The 20,725-nt window shown below is 64.2% G+C and carries 16 protein-coding genes and 1 riboswitch; of the genes, 9 read left to right on the plus strand and 7 right to left on the minus strand.

Features of this window, described 5'->3' with window-relative positions; all coding sequences use genetic code 11:
- Positions 1-47 precede the first annotated feature (47 nt).
- From AB5Y48_RS02490 to AB5Y48_RS02500, 3 genes are all read right to left on the minus strand, one after another.
- Positions 48-2,417 (minus strand): M66 family metalloprotease, encoded by a 2,370-nt coding sequence (locus AB5Y48_RS02490; RefSeq protein WP_368163681.1) that lies wholly within the window; start codon positions 2,415-2,417, stop codon positions 48-50.
- A gap of 69 nt (positions 2,418-2,486) precedes the next feature.
- Positions 2,487-5,084: a glycosyl hydrolase family 18 protein gene (locus AB5Y48_RS02495; protein ID WP_368163682.1), complete on the minus strand. Its 2,598-nt coding sequence runs from the start codon at positions 5,082-5,084 to the stop codon at positions 2,487-2,489.
- Between the two features lie 321 nt (positions 5,085-5,405).
- Positions 5,406-5,493, minus strand: a riboswitch (cyclic di-GMP riboswitch).
- 205 nt (positions 5,494-5,698) lie between these two features.
- Positions 5,699-9,160 carry a PAS domain-containing hybrid sensor histidine kinase/response regulator gene (locus AB5Y48_RS02500; protein ID WP_224160172.1) on the minus strand — a complete coding sequence of 1,154 codons (3,462 nt, stop codon included), beginning with the start codon at positions 9,158-9,160 and terminating at the stop codon, positions 5,699-5,701.
- 219 nt (positions 9,161-9,379) lie between these two features.
- Between AB5Y48_RS02500 and AB5Y48_RS02505 the strand changes: the two genes are divergently transcribed.
- The 3 genes from AB5Y48_RS02505 to AB5Y48_RS02515 are packed head-to-tail and all read left to right on the plus strand — an operon-like array spanning position 9,380 to position 11,347.
- Positions 9,380-9,982 (plus strand): DUF2975 domain-containing protein, encoded by a 603-nt coding sequence (locus AB5Y48_RS02505; RefSeq protein WP_050666721.1) that lies wholly within the window; start codon positions 9,380-9,382, stop codon positions 9,980-9,982.
- 7 nt (positions 9,983-9,989) lie between these two features.
- Positions 9,990-10,199 (plus strand): helix-turn-helix transcriptional regulator, encoded by a 210-nt coding sequence (locus AB5Y48_RS02510; RefSeq protein ID WP_005352490.1) that lies wholly within the window; start codon positions 9,990-9,992, stop codon positions 10,197-10,199.
- A complete protein-coding gene (locus tag AB5Y48_RS02515; protein WP_224162900.1) occupies positions 10,199-11,347 on the plus strand; it encodes a DUF1570 domain-containing protein in 1,149 nt (382 codons plus the stop codon). Before AB5Y48_RS02510 ends, AB5Y48_RS02515 begins: the two co-directional genes overlap by 1 nt.
- Positions 11,348-11,375: 28 nt before the next feature.
- Here AB5Y48_RS02515 and AB5Y48_RS02520 read toward each other — a convergent pair whose 3' ends face one another.
- Entirely contained in the window at positions 11,376-12,497 is a 1,122-nt protein-coding gene (locus AB5Y48_RS02520; RefSeq protein WP_050666719.1) for a 3-phenylpropionate MFS transporter, read from the minus strand.
- A gap of 97 nt (positions 12,498-12,594) precedes the next feature.
- Positions 12,595-14,697 carry a TonB-dependent hemoglobin/transferrin/lactoferrin family receptor gene (locus tag AB5Y48_RS02525; protein WP_368163683.1) on the minus strand — a complete coding sequence of 701 codons (2,103 nt, stop codon included), beginning with the start codon at positions 14,695-14,697 and terminating at the stop codon, positions 12,595-12,597.
- A gap of 149 nt (positions 14,698-14,846) precedes the next feature.
- Between AB5Y48_RS02525 and AB5Y48_RS02530 the strand changes: the two genes are divergently transcribed.
- The 3 genes from AB5Y48_RS02530 to AB5Y48_RS02540 are packed head-to-tail and all read left to right on the plus strand — an operon-like array spanning position 14,847 to position 16,731.
- Entirely contained in the window at positions 14,847-15,785 is a 939-nt protein-coding gene (locus AB5Y48_RS02530; protein ID WP_368163684.1) for a ChaN family lipoprotein, read from the plus strand.
- 19 nt (positions 15,786-15,804) lie between these two features.
- Entirely contained in the window at positions 15,805-16,332 is a 528-nt protein-coding gene (locus AB5Y48_RS02535; RefSeq protein ID WP_368163685.1) for a cysteine hydrolase family protein, read from the plus strand.
- Positions 16,333-16,731, plus strand: a complete 399-nt coding sequence (locus AB5Y48_RS02540; RefSeq protein ID WP_368163686.1) for a hypothetical protein — start codon at positions 16,333-16,335, stop codon at positions 16,729-16,731.
- A 46-nt stretch (positions 16,732-16,777) separates the two neighbouring features.
- On the opposite strand, the gene hutZ is transcribed toward AB5Y48_RS02540, so the two are convergent.
- Together hutZ and hutX are read right to left on the minus strand one after the other, a co-directional pair.
- Positions 16,778-17,335: a heme utilization protein HutZ gene (gene hutZ, locus AB5Y48_RS02545; RefSeq protein WP_368163687.1), complete on the minus strand. Its 558-nt coding sequence runs from the start codon at positions 17,333-17,335 to the stop codon at positions 16,778-16,780.
- Complete coding sequence (gene hutX, locus AB5Y48_RS02550; protein WP_368163688.1) at positions 17,332-17,832, minus strand: heme utilization cystosolic carrier protein HutX; 501 nt, start codon at positions 17,830-17,832, stop codon at positions 17,332-17,334. The genes hutZ and hutX overlap by 4 nt, the downstream gene beginning before the upstream one ends.
- 151 nt (positions 17,833-17,983) lie before the next feature.
- On the opposite strand from hutX, the gene AB5Y48_RS02555 reads away from it, so the two are divergent.
- From AB5Y48_RS02555 to AB5Y48_RS02565, 3 genes are read left to right on the plus strand one after another with little or no spacing between them, the layout of a single operon-like run.
- Entirely contained in the window at positions 17,984-18,814 is an 831-nt protein-coding gene (locus AB5Y48_RS02555; protein WP_368163689.1) for a hemin ABC transporter substrate-binding protein, read from the plus strand.
- A gap of 59 nt (positions 18,815-18,873) precedes the next feature.
- A complete protein-coding gene (locus tag AB5Y48_RS02560; protein ID WP_368163691.1) occupies positions 18,874-19,845 on the plus strand; it encodes a FecCD family ABC transporter permease in 972 nt (323 codons plus the stop codon).
- 8 nt (positions 19,846-19,853) lie between these two features.
- Positions 19,854-20,630, plus strand: a complete 777-nt coding sequence (locus tag AB5Y48_RS02565) for a heme ABC transporter ATP-binding protein (RefSeq protein ID WP_368163690.1) — start codon at positions 19,854-19,856, stop codon at positions 20,628-20,630.
- Positions 20,631-20,725: the final 95 nt, after the last annotated feature.

Below are 20,725 nucleotides of genomic sequence, written 5' to 3' on the forward strand. Positions count from 1 at the left end.
CACCCCACCAGGCCAGGTATAGACGGGGCCTTGGCCCCTCTCTCTCCTTATTGAACGGATGAGGCCGTCAGCGCTCGCCCGTAGACGTTGAATGCCAATCCCGCGGGAGGGGGCAGCACCCCTTCCTGATCCAACGGCTGGCCACGGCACAGCAGGCTGGCCCGACGCGGCTCGCTGGCGGTAGGCACGTTGACGTGGAACTTGTTCATCACGGCCCCGTTACTGCGGTGATTGGCCAGCCTGAAGCGCAGCACGCCATCCCGGGTCTCCACCTGCAGCTGGCAGTCGCTATCGGCCAGGGTGGTGCCGTCATCCGGGTAGGTGAAACCATAGGCACCGTGCAGGGCCGGATAGAGGTAGCTGGGCAGGGAGCCTTGCGGATCGTAGTACCCCACCAATGTGGTCACCGGCACCCCGAACTGCGTCGGCTTGCGCGCCACCCGGGTGTCGATGAGGGGCACCTCCAACCAGCTCTGGCCATCCGAGGTAAAGCTCTTCTTGAAGCCCCGGCTCACCAGGAGATCCATGCCATTGATGAAGAGGTGACTGTTATAGCCGGCGCCGTGATCTATGGTCAGGCTGCGCCCCCGGTTCTCGGCAGAGGCGGCGGGGACCCGGATGTCCCGCGTCCAGTGACCGTCCCACATGGCAACCCGCACCAGCTCATAGTCGGCCAGCAAGGGGGCCAGACCCGCCTCGGTCAGGGCATTCATGGGGGCATCCACCTTCTCGATACCCTCGACCCTGTGCTGATAGGGCTCCATCCTGGCCTCTGCGGCGTTCCACTTGCTAAAACCGGTGGGGGAGGCGGCGTCGAACACCGCCTTGCTCTCCAGGAAGCCCTGTATGATGGCCGCCGAGTTGGGGGTGTAGAGGGTGAATCGGTTGGCCCCCGAGAAGGGCTTGCCTCCGGCCATCGCATCAAAACCAAAGGTGTGCCCGTCGAACGGCGGTTGGCACTCACCGTCCAGACAGGCCGCCTGGTCGCTGCGGGTGGGGAAGAAGTTGGGGATGAAGCGCCCCTTGTCCCCGTCCCAACCCCAGGCGGAGTTGATCTGATCGGCGCTGCGATGGACCGAGCCACGAAAGCCGTCCACATAGTGGCCAAGACCGAAGTTGTGCCCCACCTCATGACTGAACTCGTTGCCAAGGGAGGCATCCAGGGTGACGATGCCGCCCCCGCCCGAGCCCCCGTGCACCTGAACCCCATTGACATAGTTGCCGCGGCTGTTGTGCGCCGTCAGCTGGGCCACCACGAAGGGATGGCTCCCCTCCCCTTCGCCGGCCGTGCTGTTGATGCCGTAGTTGGCATTGTCGATCCCGTGGGAGATGAGCTCCTTGCCGATACGCTGGCGCATGGTGCCCGTGTGCCATCCCCCCTGACTCGGATCCACATCGGTCAGCAGGGTGCCGTCGGGCAGCATGACCTCGGTCAGGTAGAGGGGCGCATACTGGCTGACGACCATCCGGCTGGCCGGAATGGTCTGGAAATATTCCCGCTGCGCCTCTTGGTCCCTGGCGAAGTCGAAGCGACCACGCGGGGTCGTCAACATGCCGATATCGATGGTGTGAAGCAGCAGCTCCCCGGGCGCCCCCACCCTGAGGTCGGTCAGCTCACCGCTGAGCGCCCCCTGACGCAGGGTGAGCCTGAGCCCCGGCACTATCCAGTCGGCGGGCAACTCGCCGCTCCAGGTATCCGGCGCATAGGTGATTCGGTTGTTCTCCAGCTCTCCTTCCCGGAACCACTGGCCGTTAACGAACTTGAACTGCAGGGTCTGACCCCGGGAGACGGTCACCTGGCGATCGCCATAGAAGAGGGTCGAGTTGTAGCCCGCATCGGAACGAATGCGCACCATCTTGCCCTCCAGCTCCCCGAAGGGCAGGTAGATGTTGCGTACCCAGCGCCCGTCTGCGGTCCGGATCTCCACCAGGGGGCTCTGCGCCAACTTCTCCCCGAGGAAGGCGCCGCTCTTGTCATCCAGTCTGGCCAGCTCGGCACTGCTGCTGATGATGAGCGGATCCCCCTGGGGCGGGGTGAAGTCCACCCCCTCGTCCGGCACACCGGAGAGGTGATAGACGGTCCGGGGCAGGGCCGAGGGAGGCGCCAGAGAGAGGGTGCCAAGCAGCTGGCCGCTCCCGTTACGGGCCTCGAGTTGCATCGGCGTCACGCCGTCGGACTGGAGTGGCTGCACCAGCAGCAGACTCTTGCGAAGCGCAGTCAGGGTGGGCTGACGATCTCCCTCCCCGGGATGGGCGGGCAGAATCTGGCTCTGGGCAAACTGCACCCGGGCCGCCAGAGAGCCCACCAGATCGTTGGGCCCCCGGGTGTCGTTGAAGAGAAGGGGGGTGGCGGCAGCAGGTAAAGAGAGGCCTGCCAGGGCCGCCATGATGAGCCTGGTCGTGTGTGTGATACGCATTGTTGTTCTCGTTGTTGACGGGGTGGGAAGTGGGGCATACCAACGGCATGCCCCGGGTATTCACGAAGATTAGTTACAGCTGGCGGCTCCCACGTCTTGCCAGACGTCGTGCTTGCCGGGCTCGTTGCCGCGGGTCCAGTACTGGGCCTTCCACTGACGGCCGTTGTGGTTGACCCGATCGCCGCCGTTGTAGGCGACACCGGCATCCCAACCGAGCTGTACCTGGCTCAGCAACTGCCACTGGTCGGCAGTACGGCTCGGCTCGTTGCCCTGAGTCCAATACTTGGCCTGCCACACCAGCTGGTTGTGGCTCACCTTCTCGCCGCCGTTATAGGTCTTGCTCCCCTGCCATGCAGGCCAGTTGGCCGCCTCCGGGTCAGTGGTCTGGCAACCGCCCCCGGTGCTGGCAGGCTTGACGGTCAGGCGCGTCGCCACGCTGGTATCCAGCGCGCCGTCGGAGACGGTCAGGGTCAGATCATAGGGGGTATCGGCGGTAACGCTCGGGCCTGTGACCACCAGGGTGGCACCGGTTTGCCCGGTGGCGGTGAGGCCGGCGGGTACCGTCCACTGATAGGTGAGCGCGTCCCCGTTGGGATCGCTGGCGCTGGCCTGGATGGTCACCTGCTTGCCCGACTCCACGCTGGCGCTGGCCGGCACAGTGACCACGGGAGGCAGATTGGGCTGGGGTGCCTTGTTGGTCACCACCACCTGATCGCTGGCCTTGAGCCCCTGATCGTCGGTGACGGTCAGTTCGAACACCAGATTGATGTCGGAACTGACCCCGTCGAGCACCACTCTGGCCTTGGCCTGACTGGCGTCGAGCAGAGAGGCTTGCGGGCCCGAGAGCTGCTTCCAGCTGTAGGTCAGCACACCATTTTCCGGATCGTGAGAGGCGCTGCCGTTGAGGATGACCTCGGTCGGGCCGGTCGCGCTCACATCGCTGCCGGCATTGGCCACCGGCGGCTTGTTGACCGGCGGAGTGGTGCCACCATCCCCATTGCCGAGCCCTTCGTGCATGGCGTTGAGGATGTCGCCGTTATCGGCGTCGATCTCCCAGGCGAACAGACCACCCAGCTGGTTGGCCTGCACGTACTGTCCCTTGGCCTTGACCGAGCGGTCGTTGTCGAAGCTGATCAGATCGCCGGTACCGGCGTTGAACAGATAGGGGGCCTCGGCCATCTCGTCATACCCCTTCTCCCAGCCTGCGCCCATACGGTTGTTGACGATGTCGCGATAATCCACGACGCCGTTCTCCCAGGTTCCCTTGACCGGGCCGGTGGCGGTACCGGTGAAGGGGTTGCCGGCCTGATAGCCACTCACCCCGGTCCAGCCCCGACCATACATGGCGGCACCCACCACCAGCTTGCCGGGCTCGACCCCCTGATCCAGCATCGCCTTTACCCCCTTGTCGGTGGTGTACTTGGTGGCCGGATCCCAGCTCGCCGCGTAGAGGTTGGTCTGGTGACCCAACTCGGTATTGCTCCAGGCGCCGTTGAAGTCGTAGCTCATCAGGAAGATGTGATCCATGTAGGGCTGGGCCGCCTTGTAGTCCACCTTGGCGATCTTGTCGCCACCGGCACTGATGGCCGAGGTGAGCTCATACTTGCGCCCGGTCTGGGCCTCCAGCTCGTCGAGCATGGCACGCAGCTCTTTCATCAAGGTCACATAGGTCTGGCCATCGTTCGGCCCACCCAGGCCGGGATTGGCCCCCTGTCCACCCGGGAACTCCCAGTCGATATCCACCCCGTCGAAGAACTTCCAGGTCTGCAGGAACTCTTTCACCGAGGCGACGAAGGTGTCGCGCTTGCTCTTGTCACCGAGGAAATAGAAGGGGTCGGAGAGGGTCCAGCCGCCCACGGAGGGGAGAATCTTGAGATCCGGGTAGGCCTGTTTGAGCGCCATCAGGGCACCGAAGTTCCCCTTGTAGGGCTCGTCATAGGCGGTCAGGCCGCTCTGGGGCATCTGGATGGCGGCCCAGGGATCGTGCATGGCCACCTTGAAATCTTCACGACCGGCACAGGCACGCTGCAACGCCTCGAAGCTCCCCTCGATGGCCTTGAGGCTGTCATTGATGCCGTTACCACCGCAGATGGGGGTGAAACCGTAGAGGATATGGGTGAGGTTTTGGGCCGGGATCTTGTCGACGGTAAATTTGCGACCATAGACACCCCACTCCACGTAGTAGGCGCCCACCACCTTGCCCGACTTGTTGACGTAGGGCTTGTTGTTCTCCTGCAGCGGCGCCTTGAGGGGTTTGAGGTGGCTGCCGTCGGTGTCGGCCACCACTATCTCCTTGGCGTCTGAGAGGGTGCAGCCATCCCCATTACAGAGGGCCACCTGCATCTGGTAACGCCCCCCTTTGCTCACCTTGAAGGTGGCCGTGCCGGAGGCCGCAGCCGGACCGGACCACACCTCCTTGCCATCGAGCAACACCTTGGCAGTCTGGCCGACATCGCCACTCCAGAGGTTCCAGCTCACGCTGACATCGGCAGCGTCTTTGACCTTGACCAGCTTGTTGTAGGCGGTGGCAGCCTGATCCACCTCGATGATGGCGAATTTGGTCTCACCCCAACCTATGGTGGGTTTACCCGGTGCCGCCGCATGCGCAGTGGTCGCCGCCAGGGTGCCGACCAGCAGGGCCAGCGGTGTGAGTTTTGGACTTAGCATAGTGAAAATCCCTGTTTGTTATGGAGTTTTCCCCCGCTTGGCACGAGGGTGTATCACCGCCGAGCCATCGGACCCAGGGCAAGGCCAGATGATCAGAGCAGCATTGCAGCAAGCCGTTGGCATCGAGGTGTGCCTGTTATAGGCACCCGGCGATACCGCTGCTTTCGAAATTGTGTCGTTTTTTTGGTCATCGCCCGATACATCATCGGGAGAGGTTGCACCGGGAGCAGTGCCAGAGGAGGCGCTACCCCGGTAATAGCCGAACAGGTGAACGCAACGGACAGGTACGGGCTACCCCTTGGCAAAGGCGGCCCAACAACCCGTGGAGGCCCCGCTATCTTAGGTCTTTCAGACCCTTAGACCGGAGGCTTTGCGTCCCGACCTTTCGACCGGTTTGCCCTTAACACAACTTGTTTCGCGACGAAAATAAATCGCATACCAAATATAGGGGGGGAGCAGGAAGAAAGGCCACCTAGTAAAAATGACAGGTGATAAGTATTCAAAGTGGTCCTGTTACGGGAAACGGACGATAAACATCCCCCAATGGGGGGCTAACTCCCCCGTTTCCACTGCAACAAGCCACTTCTATTCGGTGATGAATAATGGGAGCTGCGTCACGCCACGTCGCCAAGCAGGCTGTTCATCAGGGCTCGCAGCTTGAGAGGTTTGACCGGCTTGCTCACATAACCGTGGCCCTGCTCCCGGATACGGCGCAGCAGATCCGGGTTACGATCGGCGCTGATGATGATGCCGCGGATCGGCTCACCATGAAGAAGCCGCAACCGCTCCAGCGCCTGCAGACCACTCTGTCCGCGATCCAGGTGGTAATCGGAGAGCACCAGATCCGGCACAAACCCGCTCTCCACGGCGTTGCTGGCCCCCTCGGCATCCGCCACACAGCGCACCTCGCATCCCCAGCGGCGCAACAGGGACTCCATGGCCAGCAGGATCTCCGGCTCGTTGTCGATGCAGATCACCCGGCACCCCGCCAGCAGTGAGTCGCTGGCGGCCACAGGCATACTCGGCCTGAGGCTGACCCCGAGGGGGGCGACGCAGGCCAGGGTGAGGGAGAAGACTGAGCCACGCCCGGGCCAGCTGCGCATCCCTATCTGATGGCCCAGCACGGTGGCGATGCCACGGGCGATAGCCAGCCCGAGTCCAAGCCCCTGCTCCATAGCGGTGCGGGAGTGGTCGAGGCGCAGAAACTCCTCGAAGATCTCGCTCTGCTTCTCTTGCGGTATGCCGGGGCCGTTGTCCCATACCTCGATGCGCACTCGATCGCCGACCCGGCGACAGCCGAGCAACACCTTGCCCCCCGGGTTGTAGCGAAAGGCGTTGGTGAGGAAGTTCTGCAGCACCCGGCGCAGCAGCCTGGCGTCCGAGTGAACCGTCAGGGAGCAGGGCACCACAGTGAGGTCCATCCCGCCCGCCTTGGCCAGCACTCCGAACTCCGCCTGGAGGGTCTCCAGCACCCCGGCCAGGAGAAAGTCGCTCTTGCGCGCCTTGAACTTGCCGGCCTCGAGGCGGGAGATATCGAGCAAGTCCGAGATGAGATCCTCGGCCGCCTCCAGGGCCGTGTCGATGCGCTCGGCCAGGTGCGCCGGCTCACCCGGTGGCAGCTGCTCGCGCAGGGCCGACGCAAACAACTTGGCGGCATTGAGGGGTTGGGTGAGATCGTGGCTCACCGCGGCGAGAAAACGGCTCTTGGAGTGGTTGGCCCGCTCCACCTGCTGGTTGACCGCCAACAGCTGAGTGTTGAGCGCCGAGAGCTCGCGGGTGCGCTCGGCGACCCGGGCCTCGAGCAGCTCGTTGGCCTCACGCAGCACCCGTTCCGCCTCGCGAAACGGGGTGATGTCGGTGAAGGTCATGACGAAGCCGCCCCCCGGCATGGGGTTGCCCTGCATCTCGATAACCCGGCCATCCGGGCGCTCCCTGGCGGAGACGTGGCGGCTGCCGCTGCGCATGTGGGCCACCCGCCGCGCCACCTGGGCCTCGATCTCCCCGGGGCCGCACAGCCCCTGACTGGCGTTGTGGCGAATGATCTCTTCGATGGGACGCCCCGCCTGGATGAGACCTGGAGGATAACTGAACAGCTCGACGTAGCGACGGTTCCAGGCCACCAGCTTGAGCTCCCTGTCCACCACCGAGATCCCCTGGCCTATGTGCTCGATGGCCCCCTGCAGCAGATCCCGGTTGAAACGCAGCAGATCCGAAGCCTCATCGACGATGGTGGCGATCTCCTCGAGCTGCATGTTGTGCCCCTGCAGGGCGGAGGCGAGCACCAAGCGTGCCGACGAGGTGCCAAACACCCCGGCCAGTAGCCGCTCCGTATGCACGATAAGCTCGGGAGTGGCCTGCATGTGCGGGGCCAGGGTGCCGCCGCGTTCGGCGGCAAAGCGGCCGAAGGCACGCTTGACCCGGCTCGGTCCGAGGAAGCGGGTGGCCAGCATCTCCAGCTCCTTCACCGTCACCCGGGCCTGATAGAGGGCCGAGGTGTCCCGGCTCGGCTTGCCGACGAAGTTGGCTGCCTGCAGCCGCTCGCTCACTGCGGGCCTGGCCAGCAGTGACCCGGCCACATAGCCGGCGAGGTTGAGCAGCAGGCTCAGCAGCAGGCACCAGGCGGTGACGCTCACCTCCCGCAGCCAGGGCAGATCCGGCGGTGCCAACAGGCTCGCCAGGGGGGAGCCGGCCAGCATGCCGCTCTCGTGCAGCAGGGTCAGCAGCCAGAGGGTCAGGCCGGGGATCAACCCCAGGTAGACCCCCTTGCGATTGCCACGACGCCAGTAGAGACCGAGCAGCAGGGCCGGCGCAAACTGGGCGACCGCCCCGAAGGAGAGAAAGCCGATCCCCGAGAGACTGGTCATCTCCCCGAGCCAGAGGTAGAGCCCCCAGGCGGCCAGCAGGATGAGCAGGATGGCGGCCCGGCGCACCCGCAGCAGCAGGCGACCGAGCCGATCGTCCTGGCGTCGCTGCCAATAGCGGCGCAGCAGCAGGGGCAACACCAGATCGTTGCTCACCATGATGGCGAGCGCCAGGGTCGAGACGATCACCATGCCGGTCGCGGCCGAGGTCCCCCCGAGGAAGGCGAGCAGCGCCGCGGCGTCGTAACCCAGGGTATGGGGCAGGCTGATGACGAAGGTATCGGGCGAGACCCCCTCCCCCAGCCAGTGGCGACCGGCCAGAGCCAGGGGCCAGATGAAGATCCCCATCAGAAACAGATAAACGGGGAAGAGCCAACGCGCCCAGTGGAGATCATGCCCCTGATTGTTCTCCACCACAGTCACATGAAACTGGCGCGGCAGACAGACGATGGCGCACATGGCAAGCAGGGTGTAGATAGCCAGCTCCAGCAGCTGACTGCCGCGCAGCTCGCTCGCTCCCCGGATGAACTCCTGGCTCGCCGCCGTCTGCCAGACTCTGGGCTCTCCCCACAGCAGCCAGAGGGAGAAGCCCCCCACCAGCAGGAAGGCGAGCAACTTGATCACGGACTCGAAGGCGATGGCCACCACCATGCCCCTGTGGTGCTCGGTGGCGTCCAGGTGTCGGGTGCCAAACAGTATGCTAAAGAGGGCGAGCAGCAGGCCGACCCCCAGGGCCAGGCCGGCACGCCCGCCTCCCGTGCTGGCCCCCGCCGCCCCGTTGGTCAACAGCTCCAGGCCGATGACGATCGCCTTGAGCTGAAGCACCAGATAGGGCAGCACCCCGAGGATCGCCACCAGGGCCACCAGCATGGCCAGATGCTGGGACTTGCCATAGCGGGCGGCGATAAAGTCGGCAATCGAGGTGATGTGCTCACGCTTGGCCACCAGAATGAGGCGCGCCAACACCCGCCATCCCAGCAGGAAGACCAGCATGGGACCGAGATAGATGGGCAGGGGGGACCAGGGGTCCAGACTCGCCTGGCCGACCGTGCCATAGAAGGTCCAGGAGGTGCAGTAGACGGCGAGCGACAGGCTGTAGAGCAGGGGCTGACCCGGCAGACGGGCCCGGCGGTGCTTGTCGGCCACATAGGCGATGAGGAACAAGAGCCCCAGATAGGCCAGCGAAACCCCGATCAGCAACCATCCCTGTTGCATCACTAACCTCTTGTCAAGATTGAGAATTTAGGCGAGATAGACCGCAGTCTAGAGAGGTCATCGAAAAATGTCACTCCTTCTCGAACAGGAATATTTATTGTTTTTCGATATATACCCTTTGACAGAATATCGAAAAACAATAAACAATGGCACCAGATTATCGATAAACAGTAAGTGCAGCTCGCTCTGTCGACGCACTCCGTCTGCCATGAGGTTTATATGACATCCAACAAGCTCGAACGCATGAGTACCCTGATCGAATGGATATTACTGTTCGCCATGCTGGCAACACCGCTGCTGACCATTGCCATGTCATGGTCCTATCTTTTGGGTAGTAACGACTTTCTCCAAGATCAGCTAATTAATGTGCTGGGTGGTTCTGGTGCTCACTTCGGCTATGACGCAAGCGGTACAACCCGGATTCATGCTACCCCTCATTCACTCGATGCATATCCATTGACCATATCGACTCGGCTATTGGCCACTCTGGTCATCTTGTTGCCAGATGTGGTTCAAATGCTGATCTTGTGGCAACTGCATCAGCTATTTAGTGGCTACCGCCACGGAATGCTCTTCACCCTGAGCCAGATTGGCCGCTACCGCATGATCGGGCTTGGCCTATGTAGCAGTTTTGTCGTGAGCCAACTGACGACCCCTCTGCTCGGTGCCGTCCTGACGATGAATGGCCCGAAGCTGCACGGTAGCATCACCGTTGGCTCAGCGGATTTTCGTACCCTTCTGGCAGGACTCATTGTCTTGGCCCTGGCCCTGGTGATGGGCGAAGCCAAGCGCCTGGCCGACGATCAAGCCCTGACGGTGTGAGGCAAACATGCCCATCATCATTCGACTCGACGCCCTCCTTGCGGAGCGCAAGATGACCTCTCGCGAGCTGGCCCAGCGCATCGGCATCACAGAGGCCAACCTCTCGATCCTCAAGAAGGGCCATGCCAAGGCGGTGCGCTTCTCGACCCTGGAGGCCCTCTGCCGCGAGCTGCAGTGCCAGCCGGGGGATCTGCTCGCCCACGAGGAGGAGAGCTGATGCGCCCCCTCATCTGGTGTGTCCTCGGCCTGCTGCCGACCCTGCAGGCGGCCAGCCTCTATCAACTGGAGGAGACCGACGATCCCCTGCGCCTCAGGGTGACCCTCTCGGTTGAGGGCAACGCCCCCTATCGCCTCTCCCCCTCCCGCAGCCAGCCCGGCCAGGCGGGGGTCACCCCCGTCTGCCTGGATGACAAGAAGGGGGTGATGGGGGCCCTGACCCACTGTCGCCAGTGGCAGTGGTCTATCCCCCTCACTCCGGCACCAGCCGAAGGCGTCGATGCCGCCCTTCAGCAGAGTGTGCGGCTCGGCCCGGGCAGCTGGTTGGTGAGCGAGTGGGGCAACTTTCCCCGCCCCGGGGGTGAGGCCAGGGTCTGCCTGCCCGATGGCAGCTGTACTCCCCTGCCCCCCCTCTCGGCACCACCGCTCTTTCTCAGTCAGGGGCTCGCCACCCTGAAGACCCAATCCCGGGCCAACGTGCGGATAACCCATGATGCCATGGCAGAGCGCCTGCCCCTCGACTCCCTGCAGGGGCAACTCGAGGCCATCCTCGCCTATCTGGGTGAGCAGCTCGATCGCCCCATGCCGCCCGACTGGCACCTCATCTGGCTGGCCCGGGATGTGGAGAGCCACTCTCTGGGTGGCGCCGCCGGGGCCAACCTGTTCGTGGCCAACTACCCGGTACGGCGAGGAGAGCCCACCGCCGAGGCGACCCAGCGACTGCTGCGCATCAGTGCCCATGAGGCGGTGCACCAGCTGCTGACCGAAGATTGGCCGGCCTGGGCTGCTGAGGGATTGGCGGAGTACCTGGCCATCAAGAGCCTGCGCCACTTTCGACTACAGGGGGAGCGTGCGGTCGACGAGTGGCAGGCGCGTGCTCTGCCCGACAAACGCAGCGGCCTCTACCTGGCCTATGAACGGCTGCGCGAGGGAGACCCCTCCCTCTACCCACTCTTCTACGTCAAGGGGGCCGCCTTCTGGGAGGAGCTCGATCACCGGCTCGCGAGTCAGGGGATCTCGCCGGGCAGCTGGCCCGCCCGCCTCACCTTCGACGAACAGGGGCAGCTGGATGCTGGCAGCCAGCGCTGGCTGGAAGAGGCCCTGGGTCCCCTGCGCTGGCAGGGACTGGAGCAACGCTATCTGAAGTGATGCAAGAGGCGCCCTCGGGCGCCTCTGTTCATTGGCGGGGCTTGAGGAAGAGAGCGGGCAGCGCCACCCCCATCATCAGCCAGAAGATCCCCCCCTGCAGGCTCTGGTAGAGCTGGCCACAGAAGGCCATCAGGATGGCCACCGTCATGCCCAGTGCCAGGGCCGAATAGAGGGCCTGGGTCGGGATCTGCCGCTCGGGGGGAAGCTCCCGGGTGATGAAGCGGACCGCCCCCAGGTGGCTGACGCAGAAGGTGACCGCATGGAGCAGTTGAGCAAGCAGCAGCACCCAGAGATCGGTACTCGCCCCCATCAGGGCCCAGCGCACCAGACAGCCGATCCCCCCCACCAGGAACAGGGTGCGGGCCGGGAAACGGGAGAGAAAGCGGCGATCGGCGGCAAACATGCAGATCTCTGCCACCACCCCCAGGGCCCAGAGGTAGCCAATGGTGCTGCCGCTGTAGCCGGCCGCCTTCCAGTGGATGGCGCTAAAGCCATAGTAGGCCGCATGACTTCCCTGCAGCAGGCAGGCGATGAGGAGCAAACGGCGCACGGCGGGATCCCGAAAAGTCTCCCACAGGCTGGCGCGGGCCCGCTCACCGGCGATGTCTCTGGGAGCCGGTGAGAGGGGCAACCAGCTCAGCAGCAACATCAATACCAGGCCGGCCACCATGGTGTGCAGCACCCAGTTGCTGCCCCACTTGCCAACCAGCACCCCGACCAGGGTGGAGGCCACGATAAAGGCAAAGGAGCCGCACAGGCGCACCTTGCCGTAGTCGAGATGCACCTGCACCACCATGCGGGTGGCGAGCGCCTCCCCCATGGGCATCAGGGTCGGGTAGATGAAGTTGGTCACCAGGGTCAGGGCCACCAGCCACCAGGGGGAGTGGCCGAGGTAGAAACCGATGAAGCTCAGCAGGGAGAGCAGGGAGAGCAGCCGGGTCATGGGCAGCAGGTTGGCCGCCCCCTTGATGCGCCCCATGATAAGCAGGTTGCCGGCAAAACGGATGGCCATGCCGGCCCCGAGCAGCAAGCCGATAAGATCCGGGGTCAGCCCGACTCCTTCCAGCCAGAGGGACCAGAATGGCAGATAGGCGCCATAGACAAAGTAGAAGGCCCCGAAGAAGAGGGCTAACCAGGAGAAGGCGGGCATGGGAACTCGACGGCTGTGTAGGGGGCACCAATCATACCCCATCTTCCCCCCCTGCTGGAGTGAAATGAGAGGGGCCTGACGGCCCCCCTCTGCACGTTCAGAAGACGTACTTGACCCGGGCGCTGAGGGTTCGCCCCGGCTCGGTCAGACGGGTGGTATCGCTACCCTGGGCGAGGCCGGCCACCGACTCATAGGCCAGCACCTCTTTATCAAACAGGTTAAAGAGGCCGACGTTGAGCTTCAGATCTTCCATGGGGGTGAACTGGGCATAGAGATCCACCACACCCCAGCCGGCGCTCTGCAGGGTCTCCTTGCCGCTGGCATCCTGCCCCACCTTGTTCATGTCGTCGGCGAAGCGCAGCGCCCCGTTGAGGTTCCACCGCGCCTGCTCGAAGCGGACTCCCAGGCTTCCCTGCAGCGGGCTCAGCTCGTTGATGTAGTGCCCCTCACCGTCCTTGCCGGTCACATAGGCGAGGTTACCCCAGAGGTTGACCGAGTCGGTCACCCAGTAGTCGGCCCTGGCCTCGACTCCGCGGGTCTTCACCTCATCGAGATTGCGGTATTGATAGACGCTGGTGCGTCCCTCCCGGGCGATCTGCTGCTGGGAGATGAAATCCTCGAAGCGGGTGTAGAAGGCCGACAGCTCGTAGCCCAGGCGCTCGGTATTGCCGCGCATCCCCACGTCGATGCCATCACTGGTCTCGGCCTTGAGGTTGGGGTTGGGCTCGAAGCGGTAGCCATAGGCCTGATGGTTCAGGGTCGAGAAGGCGGTGTCATACATGGGGGCCTTGAAGCCGTGGCTGTACTGGGCGAACAGGTTGACCGCCTCGTGAGCCTTGAACACCAGCCCCAGTCTGGGGGAGAGCTCCCCTTCCGAGAAGGTCTGCAGTTGCTCGCCCTGATAGGCGGGATCGTCATCCGGGCTCATGCGGTAGTAGTCATAACGCAGGCCCGGGGTCAGCACCCAGCGCTCACCGAAGCGGATCTCGTCAAAGGCCCAGAGCCCGCCGCGCTGGCTGACGGTAGAGGGGAAGCTCAGCTCGTCGTAACCGGGGAAGTCACCGGGCACTGTGGGCCCCTTGTAGCGCTCGCGGCGATTGTCGCTGTGCTCATACTCGATGCCCCAGGCCAGACGCTGGCTCGCAAGGGCCTTGGAGAACTGCATCTGGGCCCCCAGGTTCTCCTGGCGGAAGCGGTTGTGATCGAGGGAGTTCTTGGTCACATAAGGGTTGCCCGCCATGACGGGATATTTGGAAGAAGCGTACTGATCCAGGGTCTGCGCCATCCGGGTAAAGTAGAGCTTGCTCTCCATGCGATCCACCCAGGCCAGATTGAGCTCCAGGCCGTGATCCAGGATGAGGGAGAGATTCTCGCTCTGCTTGTCGGTGACGGGCTGATCGAAGACCCTGGCCCGGCCGCTGCCGACCTTGTTGAGCTTGACCGCATCCGGCTCCTGCCCCTCCTGGAAGTAGTCGGCGGTGAGCTTGAGGAACTGGGCCTCGGAGATCTGCCAGCGGCTCTTGAGCAACAGGGCGTCGCTCACGATATCGAACTCGTTCTTGCGGTCGTGATAATCCAGGGTGACACCGCCGTCACGGCGGGTATAACGCAGCAGGGTCTCCACATCCCCCGTTCTGATGGCTCCGGTGATCCCCCCCATCCCCTGGCTATTGGCACCGGCATAGCCGGCGCTGGCGTCCAGATAGTGATCCCCGTTTTTCAGATAGTCCGCGGCCTCCTTGGTGGTGATGGCGATCACCCCGCCGAGGGCATCCGAGCCATAGGCTGCCGAGGCGGGGCCCTTGACCACCTCCACCTGCTTGATCATGTCGGTGTCAAAATAGCCCTGCCCCACCCCTCCCTTGCTGTAGGCATCGTTTTGACGCACGCCATCCTGAATCACCTTGACCCGGTTCTCCCCCATGCCACGGATAATAAAGGTCTGATCGCCCCCGTTCCCCCCTTTGACACTCACCCCGGGCTCATAGCGAAAGAGCTCGGCGGCATTGGTGACCCCCTGCTCCTCGATCTGCTGCTCCGTGATGACGGTGATGGGACCGGAGACATCCTCCAGCTTCTGGGCCATGCGCGAGCCGCTCACGACCACGACCTCATCGCTCTTGTGGCCGCTGGCCTGGACCGGGATGGAGAGGGCGGCGGCTACCGAGAGGGCCACCAGGGTGAAAGGGGTCTGTTTCACTGCAACATCCTTAATGAGAATTATTATCAACCCGTCGCATCTTACCCGTGAATGAAAAAAGATCAATGCTAACGAAAATCATTATCATTTGATTGATGCGCGTAAAAACTTGGCTACAATCCCCCCGACCCATACCGACGAGAGCCAAGATGCGACTGCTATCCCTTGTTTTGACCGCCCTGCTGGCCGGTTGTGCCACGCCTCCCTCTCCCCTCCCCACCCTCTATGACTATCGCCTGCAAGCGGGCGACACCCCCTTGAGCCTGACGGCTGCCACCGAGCGTCTGCAGGGGGCGGATATCATCCTGGTGGGGGAGCTGCACAGCCATCCGGCGGTGCATCTGTTCCAGGCCCGCCTGCTGGCACAGCTGAGCCTGTCACCGCGGGCGCTCACCCTCTCCATGGAGCAGTTCAGCCGCGCCGATCAAGCCGTGGTAGATGCCTATCTGGCCGGGCGGATCGGCGAGTCGGCGCTGATGAGGGCCGGCCACGCCTGGCCCAACTACCAGAGCGACTACCGACCCCTGGTGGAATTTGCCAAGGCCCGACAGATGCCCGTCATCGCCGCCAACGCCCCCAAGGGGCTGGTCAGCTGTATCGGTGAGCAGGGGCCTGCGTGGCTCAATACCCTGCCCGCCAATCATCGCCGCCTGGTAGCCGCCCACCTCACCCTGGGGGAGGATGGCTATCGTCAACGCTTTATGGCCTCCCTGCACCATGGTGACAATGACAGCAATGCCCGCCGTTTTGCCGCCCAGACCGCCTGGGACGACACCATGGCCGAGAGCATGGTGACCTACCTCGCGGCTCACCCGGGCCGGCGCATCATGCATATCGCCGGCAACTTCCACGTGGAGGGGGGATGGGGGCTCGCCAGCCGTATCGCGGCGCGCAACCCGGCCCTCAAGGTGGCCCTGGTGATACCGGTCAGCGAACCACAGTCCGGCGCCAACGGCCGTCAGGCCGACCTGGAGCTGCACATCGCCCCCCTGCCCGAGCGCTGGAAAAATCGTGAAGAGATGAAGCGGGAGATGGCATCATTACACCGTGCCCGCGAACGCGACTGCAGCCGCTGGCAGCAACCCTGAACGACCAAGGAGAGGCAGGATGGATGTATTGCTGGTAATCGATATGCAGCAGGGATTGTTCGAGCAGCCACGCCATCAGGCAGAGGAGGTGATCGGCAATATCAATCGCCTGGCCGGTGCGGTACGGGCACGAGGCGGCCATGTCATCTATGTGCGCCATGACGGCCTGCCGGGAGAGGAGCTCGAGCCGGGCAGCCCGGGCTGGGCGCTCCACCCCGCACTCGAGGTCGGCGCAGAGGACGGGATCCTTGCCAAACGTGCCTGCGACAGCTTCCTTGGCACCGATCTCGCGGCTCGCCTTCGCATCCTCTCCCCCCACCGCCTGCTCATCTGTGGCTGCGCCACCGATTATTGTGTCGATACCACCCTGCGCAGCGCCGTCGCCCAGGGGTTTAATGTGGTGGCAGTGAGTGATGCCCACACCACGGCCGACCGCCCCCATCTGGGTGCGGCGCAGATCATCGCCCACCACCACTGGATGTGGCAGGGGCTGATCCTGCCCGCTGGCAAACGTGTTACCCTGCATCCCACCGAACGGCTGGTCTGAATGGAGTTCTCCTTGCGCCTGTTACTGCTCTGCCCCCTGCTGCTCACCGCCTGCTCATCCCCCTTGAGCCAGCGCGATGACGTGCCTCCCCCCCTCTTCTCCACCCATATCAACCAGGAGGGGAGCAAGCGCTTCGTGTTTGAGGCCGCCCCCCTGGAGCGCCTGCCCGTCCGGCTCCCGGCCGACGGTAAGCTGGAGCGACCACGCAAGAGCCTGCTCGAGACCCGGGAGGCGATCCAGGAGGCACAGCTGAGCCAATGGATGACAGAGAAAAAATACTGCCACCAAGGCTTTATCGTGCTGACCCGCACCTCATGGAAGGTGCGCGGCGAATGCAATGAAAGTGCCAGCACGGCGGATCGCCAAGCCTTCCCCAACACCCCCGGCTGGGCGGAGTAACCAACAAAAACGGGCAGCTAGGCTGCCCGTTTCGTTTCCATATGGCTTAGCGTAACTCGTCGGTCGGGGTGGCGATCTCCGCGCCGCTGTCGATCCGCTTGTGCCCCTCGACCAGGTGGACAAAATCCACCAGCTCATCGCCGCTGACGCGAAATGCCTGGCCGAATCCCTTCACAAAGAGCCCCTGCTCTGGCTTTAAGCGAAACAGCACGAAGTCCTGCAGGTTGGAGAGCCCCTTGACGATCTCCCCAAAACGCCCCTCGAGTGCGGCGATGGCCTTTTCCCAACGCACGTCGTCACGGGATACCACCTCGGCGCAGGCATCGAAGGTGAGGCGCTTTCTGGCAAACAGCTCGCGGGCCGAGCCCTCATCCTCGATCAGCATCAGGGAGACACGCGGCACCTGTTGCAGGTTGCGTGCATGGCGGGCGATCTCGGAGATGAGCACATAGTAGCCATCCTCCTGCAGCACAAAGGGCGCATAGCTGGCATTGGGGGTGCCGCCGGCATCGACCGTGGCCAACTGCAGGGTACGGCAACCATCGCGAAACTCGCGGATCTCCGGCTGCAGACGACCCTGCAGACGCTCTTGACGTTCACTCATGCCTGATTCTCCTCGCGCAGGGCCATAAAGCGCACCACCTGTTCCGGCAGCAGGTTACGCTGCTCATCACGTCCCAGATAAACCTTGAAGATACAGCGGCCGGCCCCATCGAAGAACTGGAAGGAGTGCCCCTCCTTGCCCATGAAGAGCTTGCTCACCAGGGCGATGCCGACCACGTTGTCGAGTTTGAGGTGGCCGTGCAGCTCACCGTCGCGCCCCATCAGGTTGTAATAACCGCGGGCATTCTTGCCTCGGGGGAAGGGGGCCTTCACCTCGAAGATGGAGCCGGATGATTCGACGATGGTGGTCACCGGTCCCCAGTCGGCGAGATCGGCCAGCAGCGCCTCGGCGCGCTTGCCCGGCAACAGGGTTGCCAGCCCGGCGGGCAGGTGGCGAACCACCTCCCACTCACTCACCGCCAGCCGGGCGGCGATGGCCGAGGGGTGAGCCCCCGGGTCTTCGTTTAACAGGTCGTGGATCTGCTGTGCAATGGTCATGCTCTCTCCATCCGGTGCACACGATTGGTGGGTCATACTCTAAGGGATAGAGGCGACAAGATGCAATTGATAATAATTTTCATTATCTATACAGAGCGTGTGCTGCCTGCTATGCTCCCCGGCCTGTCACCCCGTTTGTGGAGCATAACCCATGATCCCTCTGCACCGACTGTTGCTGCTGTTTCCCCTACTCACCACGTCTGCCCTCCAGGGGGCCGAACGCATCGTCAGCATAGGGCCGGCCACCACCGAGCTGCTACAGGCGCTGGGGGCCGAGACCGAGATCGTCGCCACCGACGTCAGCAGCCAGGGGCTCACGGTGCCCAGGGTGGGGTATCACAGAGCCCTGGCCGCCGAGGGGATCCTCAGCATGGCGCCGACCCGGGTCATCGGCAGCGACGAGATGGGCCCCCCTTCGACCCTGGAGCAGCTCAGCCGTGCCGGCGTCAAGGTTGAGGTGCTGGCGACCGCACCAACCCTTGAAAACCTGCGTCTGCGTATCGATACCCTGGCCAGTCTGCTCGGTGCCGAGGCCAGGGGCAAGGAGCTCAAGGCCAGGATCGCCGACGAGGTCGATGCCCTGGCCAGGCAGACCAAGCGGCAGCACCCGCCCAGGGTGGCCCTGCTGCTGCTGCACAAGGGGCAGCCACTGAGCCTGGCGGGAGGTGATACCACGGCGGATGCCCTCATCGCGCTGGCGGGAGGCGAAAACCTCGGCAAGGGGTTGAGTGGCTACAAACCGCTCTCGGTCGAGTCGCTCGTCCAGATGCAGCCCGATCTGATCCTGGTGAGCGGCCGCGAGTGGCAAGCCTACCGGGATCCCGCTGCCGTGCTGGCCGAGGTGCCGGCCCTCGCCTCCACCCCGGCCGGTCAACAGGGTCGCCTGCACGCCGTGGATGGCCACGCCCTGCAGGGAGGGCTCTCCCTCTCCTCCCTGGCGCAGGCCCGCCACATCGCGGCCTGGCTGCAAGCCATCCCATGAACCGGATCCGCCGTCTGCCTCTCTCGCCCCTGCTGGGCGGCTTGACCTGCCTGCTGGGGATGCTGGCGACCCTGTCACTCGGCACCGGCCCCCTGCCCCTGACCTTGAGTCAGAGCCTGGGGGCCTTGCTGCCGGACACCTCCCTCGCCCCCCACCTGCAGATGGTGGTGCAAGAGATCCGCCTGCCGCGCACCCTGCTCTGTATCGCCGTCGGCGGCATACTGGGTCTGTGCGGCGCCGTCATGCAGGGGCTGTTTCGCAATCCCCTGGCCGACCCCGGCATCATTGGTGTCTCCGGTGGAGCCGCCCTCGGCGCGGCCCTGGCCATCGTGTTGCTGGCCCCTCTGGGTGGCGAGTTACAACGCCAGATCGGGGTGGGCCTGCTGCCCATGATGGCCTTCCTCGGCGGGGCGCTGACCACCACCCTGGTCTATCTGCTCGGCACCCGGGCCGAGGGAACTTCGGTCACCGTCATGCTACTGGCCGGAGTCGCCATCACGGCTCTCTGCGGCGCCGCCATCGGCCTGCTCACCTATCTCGCCGACGATCAGATGCTGCGCAACCTGAGCCTGTGGCAGATGGGGAGCCTGGCTGCCGGCAAGCCGGCCGACATTCTGCTCGCCCTGGCGACCCTGGCCGTCCTGCTGCTGCTCTTCCTGCGTGACGCTGGTCCCCTCAACGCCCTGCTGCTCGGGGAGTCGGAGGCGCGTCACTTGGGGGTGGCGGTGCAGCCCCTCAAACGCCGCCTGATCCTGCTCACCGCAGCCGGGGTCGGGGTCGCCGTCGCGGTGAGCGGTCTCATCGGCTTCATCGGCCTGGTGGTGCCCCATCTGGTGCGCCTGCTGGCAGGCCCCGATCATCACAGGTTGCTGCCACTCGCGGCACTGCTCGGCGCCGCCCTGCTGCTGGCTGCCGACATGCTGGCTCGCACCCTGCTGGCACCGGCCGAGCTGCCGGTCGGCATCATCACGGCCCTGATAGGCGCCCCCTTCTTCCTCTGGCTACTGGTTCAAGGACGCCGTCATCTCTAGGAGTTGCCATGCCCCTGCTTTCCTGTCGTCACCTGACCCTCTCCCGGGGCGGTCGCCCCCTGCTCGACAACCTCAACCTGGATCTCGAGGCGGGCTCGGTCACTGTGCTGCTCGGACCCAACGGAGCGGGCAAGAGCACCCTGCTCAAATGCATCACGGGTGAGCTTGCCCCCGCCGGAGAGATCCATCTCTTTGGCCGCCCGCGAGCCGCCTGGTCGGCCGAGGCCCTCGCCCGTCAGGTGGGTGTCCTGCCCCAGAGCGCCTCCCTCACCTTTCCCTTCCTCTGTCGGGAGGTGGTGGCCATGGGGCGATTGCCCCACAGCGAGCCGGGAAGCCAGCGGGAGAGGATTGTGGAGGCCGCGATGGCACACGCCGGGGTCGAGCATCTCAAGGATCGCCTCTACCCAGCCCTCTCGGGAGGAGAGCGGCAGCGCGTCCAATTTGCCCGGGTATTGGCCCAGATCTGGCAAGGGGCAGGGGATAAGCCCCTCCCCCGGCTGTTGCTGCTCGACGAGCCCACCTCGGCACTCGATCTCAAGCACCAACATCAACTGCTGGCCATGGCTCGCGCCCTGGCGGGCTCACACACTGCCGTGCTGGCGGTACTGCACGATCTCAACCTGGCGGCCCGCTACGGGGATCGGTTAATCATGCTGGAGGGAGGTAAGCTTATAGCGGACGGTCCTGCACAAACGGTGCTGCAGGCGTCACTGATCGAACGACTCTACGGCTATCCGGCCAGGGTGATCAGCGCTCCGGGAGGAGCTCACCCGATCGTCCTGTAGCAGACTGATCTGACCCAGCAATCGTGGACACCGGGTTAAGCAGCTACCTTCTCAAACTCCTCTGGGGTTTGGTAACCCAAAGTGCTGTGCAGGCG

The sequence above is a fragment of the Aeromonas sp. R6-2 genome, from assembly GCF_040908155.1.
GTDB classification, from domain to species: domain Bacteria; phylum Pseudomonadota; class Gammaproteobacteria; order Enterobacterales; family Aeromonadaceae; genus Aeromonas; species Aeromonas schubertii.

What these genes read in the sequence shown, in the direction of transcription:
- hutX (WP_368163688.1), bottom strand. Translation starts at nt 17,832, where the DNA reads ATGACCATTGCACAGCAGATCCACGACCTGTTAAACGAAGACCCGGGG.
- AB5Y48_RS02505 (WP_050666721.1), top strand. Translation starts at nt 9,380, where the DNA reads ATGACATCCAACAAGCTCGAACGCATGAGTACCCTGATCGAATGGATA.
- AB5Y48_RS02565 (WP_368163690.1), top strand. Translation starts at nt 19,854, where the DNA reads ATGCCCCTGCTTTCCTGTCGTCACCTGACCCTCTCCCGGGGCGGTCGC.
- AB5Y48_RS02530 (WP_368163684.1), top strand. Translation starts at nt 14,847, where the DNA reads ATGCGACTGCTATCCCTTGTTTTGACCGCCCTGCTGGCCGGTTGTGCC.
- AB5Y48_RS02495 (WP_368163682.1), bottom strand. Translation starts at nt 5,084, where the DNA reads ATGCTAAGTCCAAAACTCACACCGCTGGCCCTGCTGGTCGGCACCCTG.
- AB5Y48_RS02560 (WP_368163691.1), top strand. Translation starts at nt 18,874, where the DNA reads ATGCTGGCGACCCTGTCACTCGGCACCGGCCCCCTGCCCCTGACCTTG.
- AB5Y48_RS02490 (WP_368163681.1), bottom strand. Translation starts at nt 2,417, where the DNA reads ATGCGTATCACACACACGACCAGGCTCATCATGGCGGCCCTGGCAGGC.
- hutZ (WP_368163687.1), bottom strand. Translation starts at nt 17,335, where the DNA reads ATGAGTGAACGTCAAGAGCGTCTGCAGGGTCGTCTGCAGCCGGAGATC.
- AB5Y48_RS02555 (WP_368163689.1), top strand. Translation starts at nt 17,984, where the DNA reads ATGATCCCTCTGCACCGACTGTTGCTGCTGTTTCCCCTACTCACCACG.
- AB5Y48_RS02520 (WP_050666719.1), bottom strand. Translation starts at nt 12,497, where the DNA reads ATGCCCGCCTTCTCCTGGTTAGCCCTCTTCTTCGGGGCCTTCTACTTT.
- AB5Y48_RS02515 (WP_224162900.1), top strand. Translation starts at nt 10,199, where the DNA reads ATGCGCCCCCTCATCTGGTGTGTCCTCGGCCTGCTGCCGACCCTGCAG.
- AB5Y48_RS02500 (WP_224160172.1), bottom strand. Translation starts at nt 9,160, where the DNA reads ATGCAACAGGGATGGTTGCTGATCGGGGTTTCGCTGGCCTATCTGGGG.
- AB5Y48_RS02510 (WP_005352490.1), top strand. Translation starts at nt 9,990, where the DNA reads ATGCCCATCATCATTCGACTCGACGCCCTCCTTGCGGAGCGCAAGATG.
- AB5Y48_RS02540 (WP_368163686.1), top strand. Translation starts at nt 16,333, where the DNA reads ATGGAGTTCTCCTTGCGCCTGTTACTGCTCTGCCCCCTGCTGCTCACC.
- AB5Y48_RS02535 (WP_368163685.1), top strand. Translation starts at nt 15,805, where the DNA reads ATGGATGTATTGCTGGTAATCGATATGCAGCAGGGATTGTTCGAGCAG.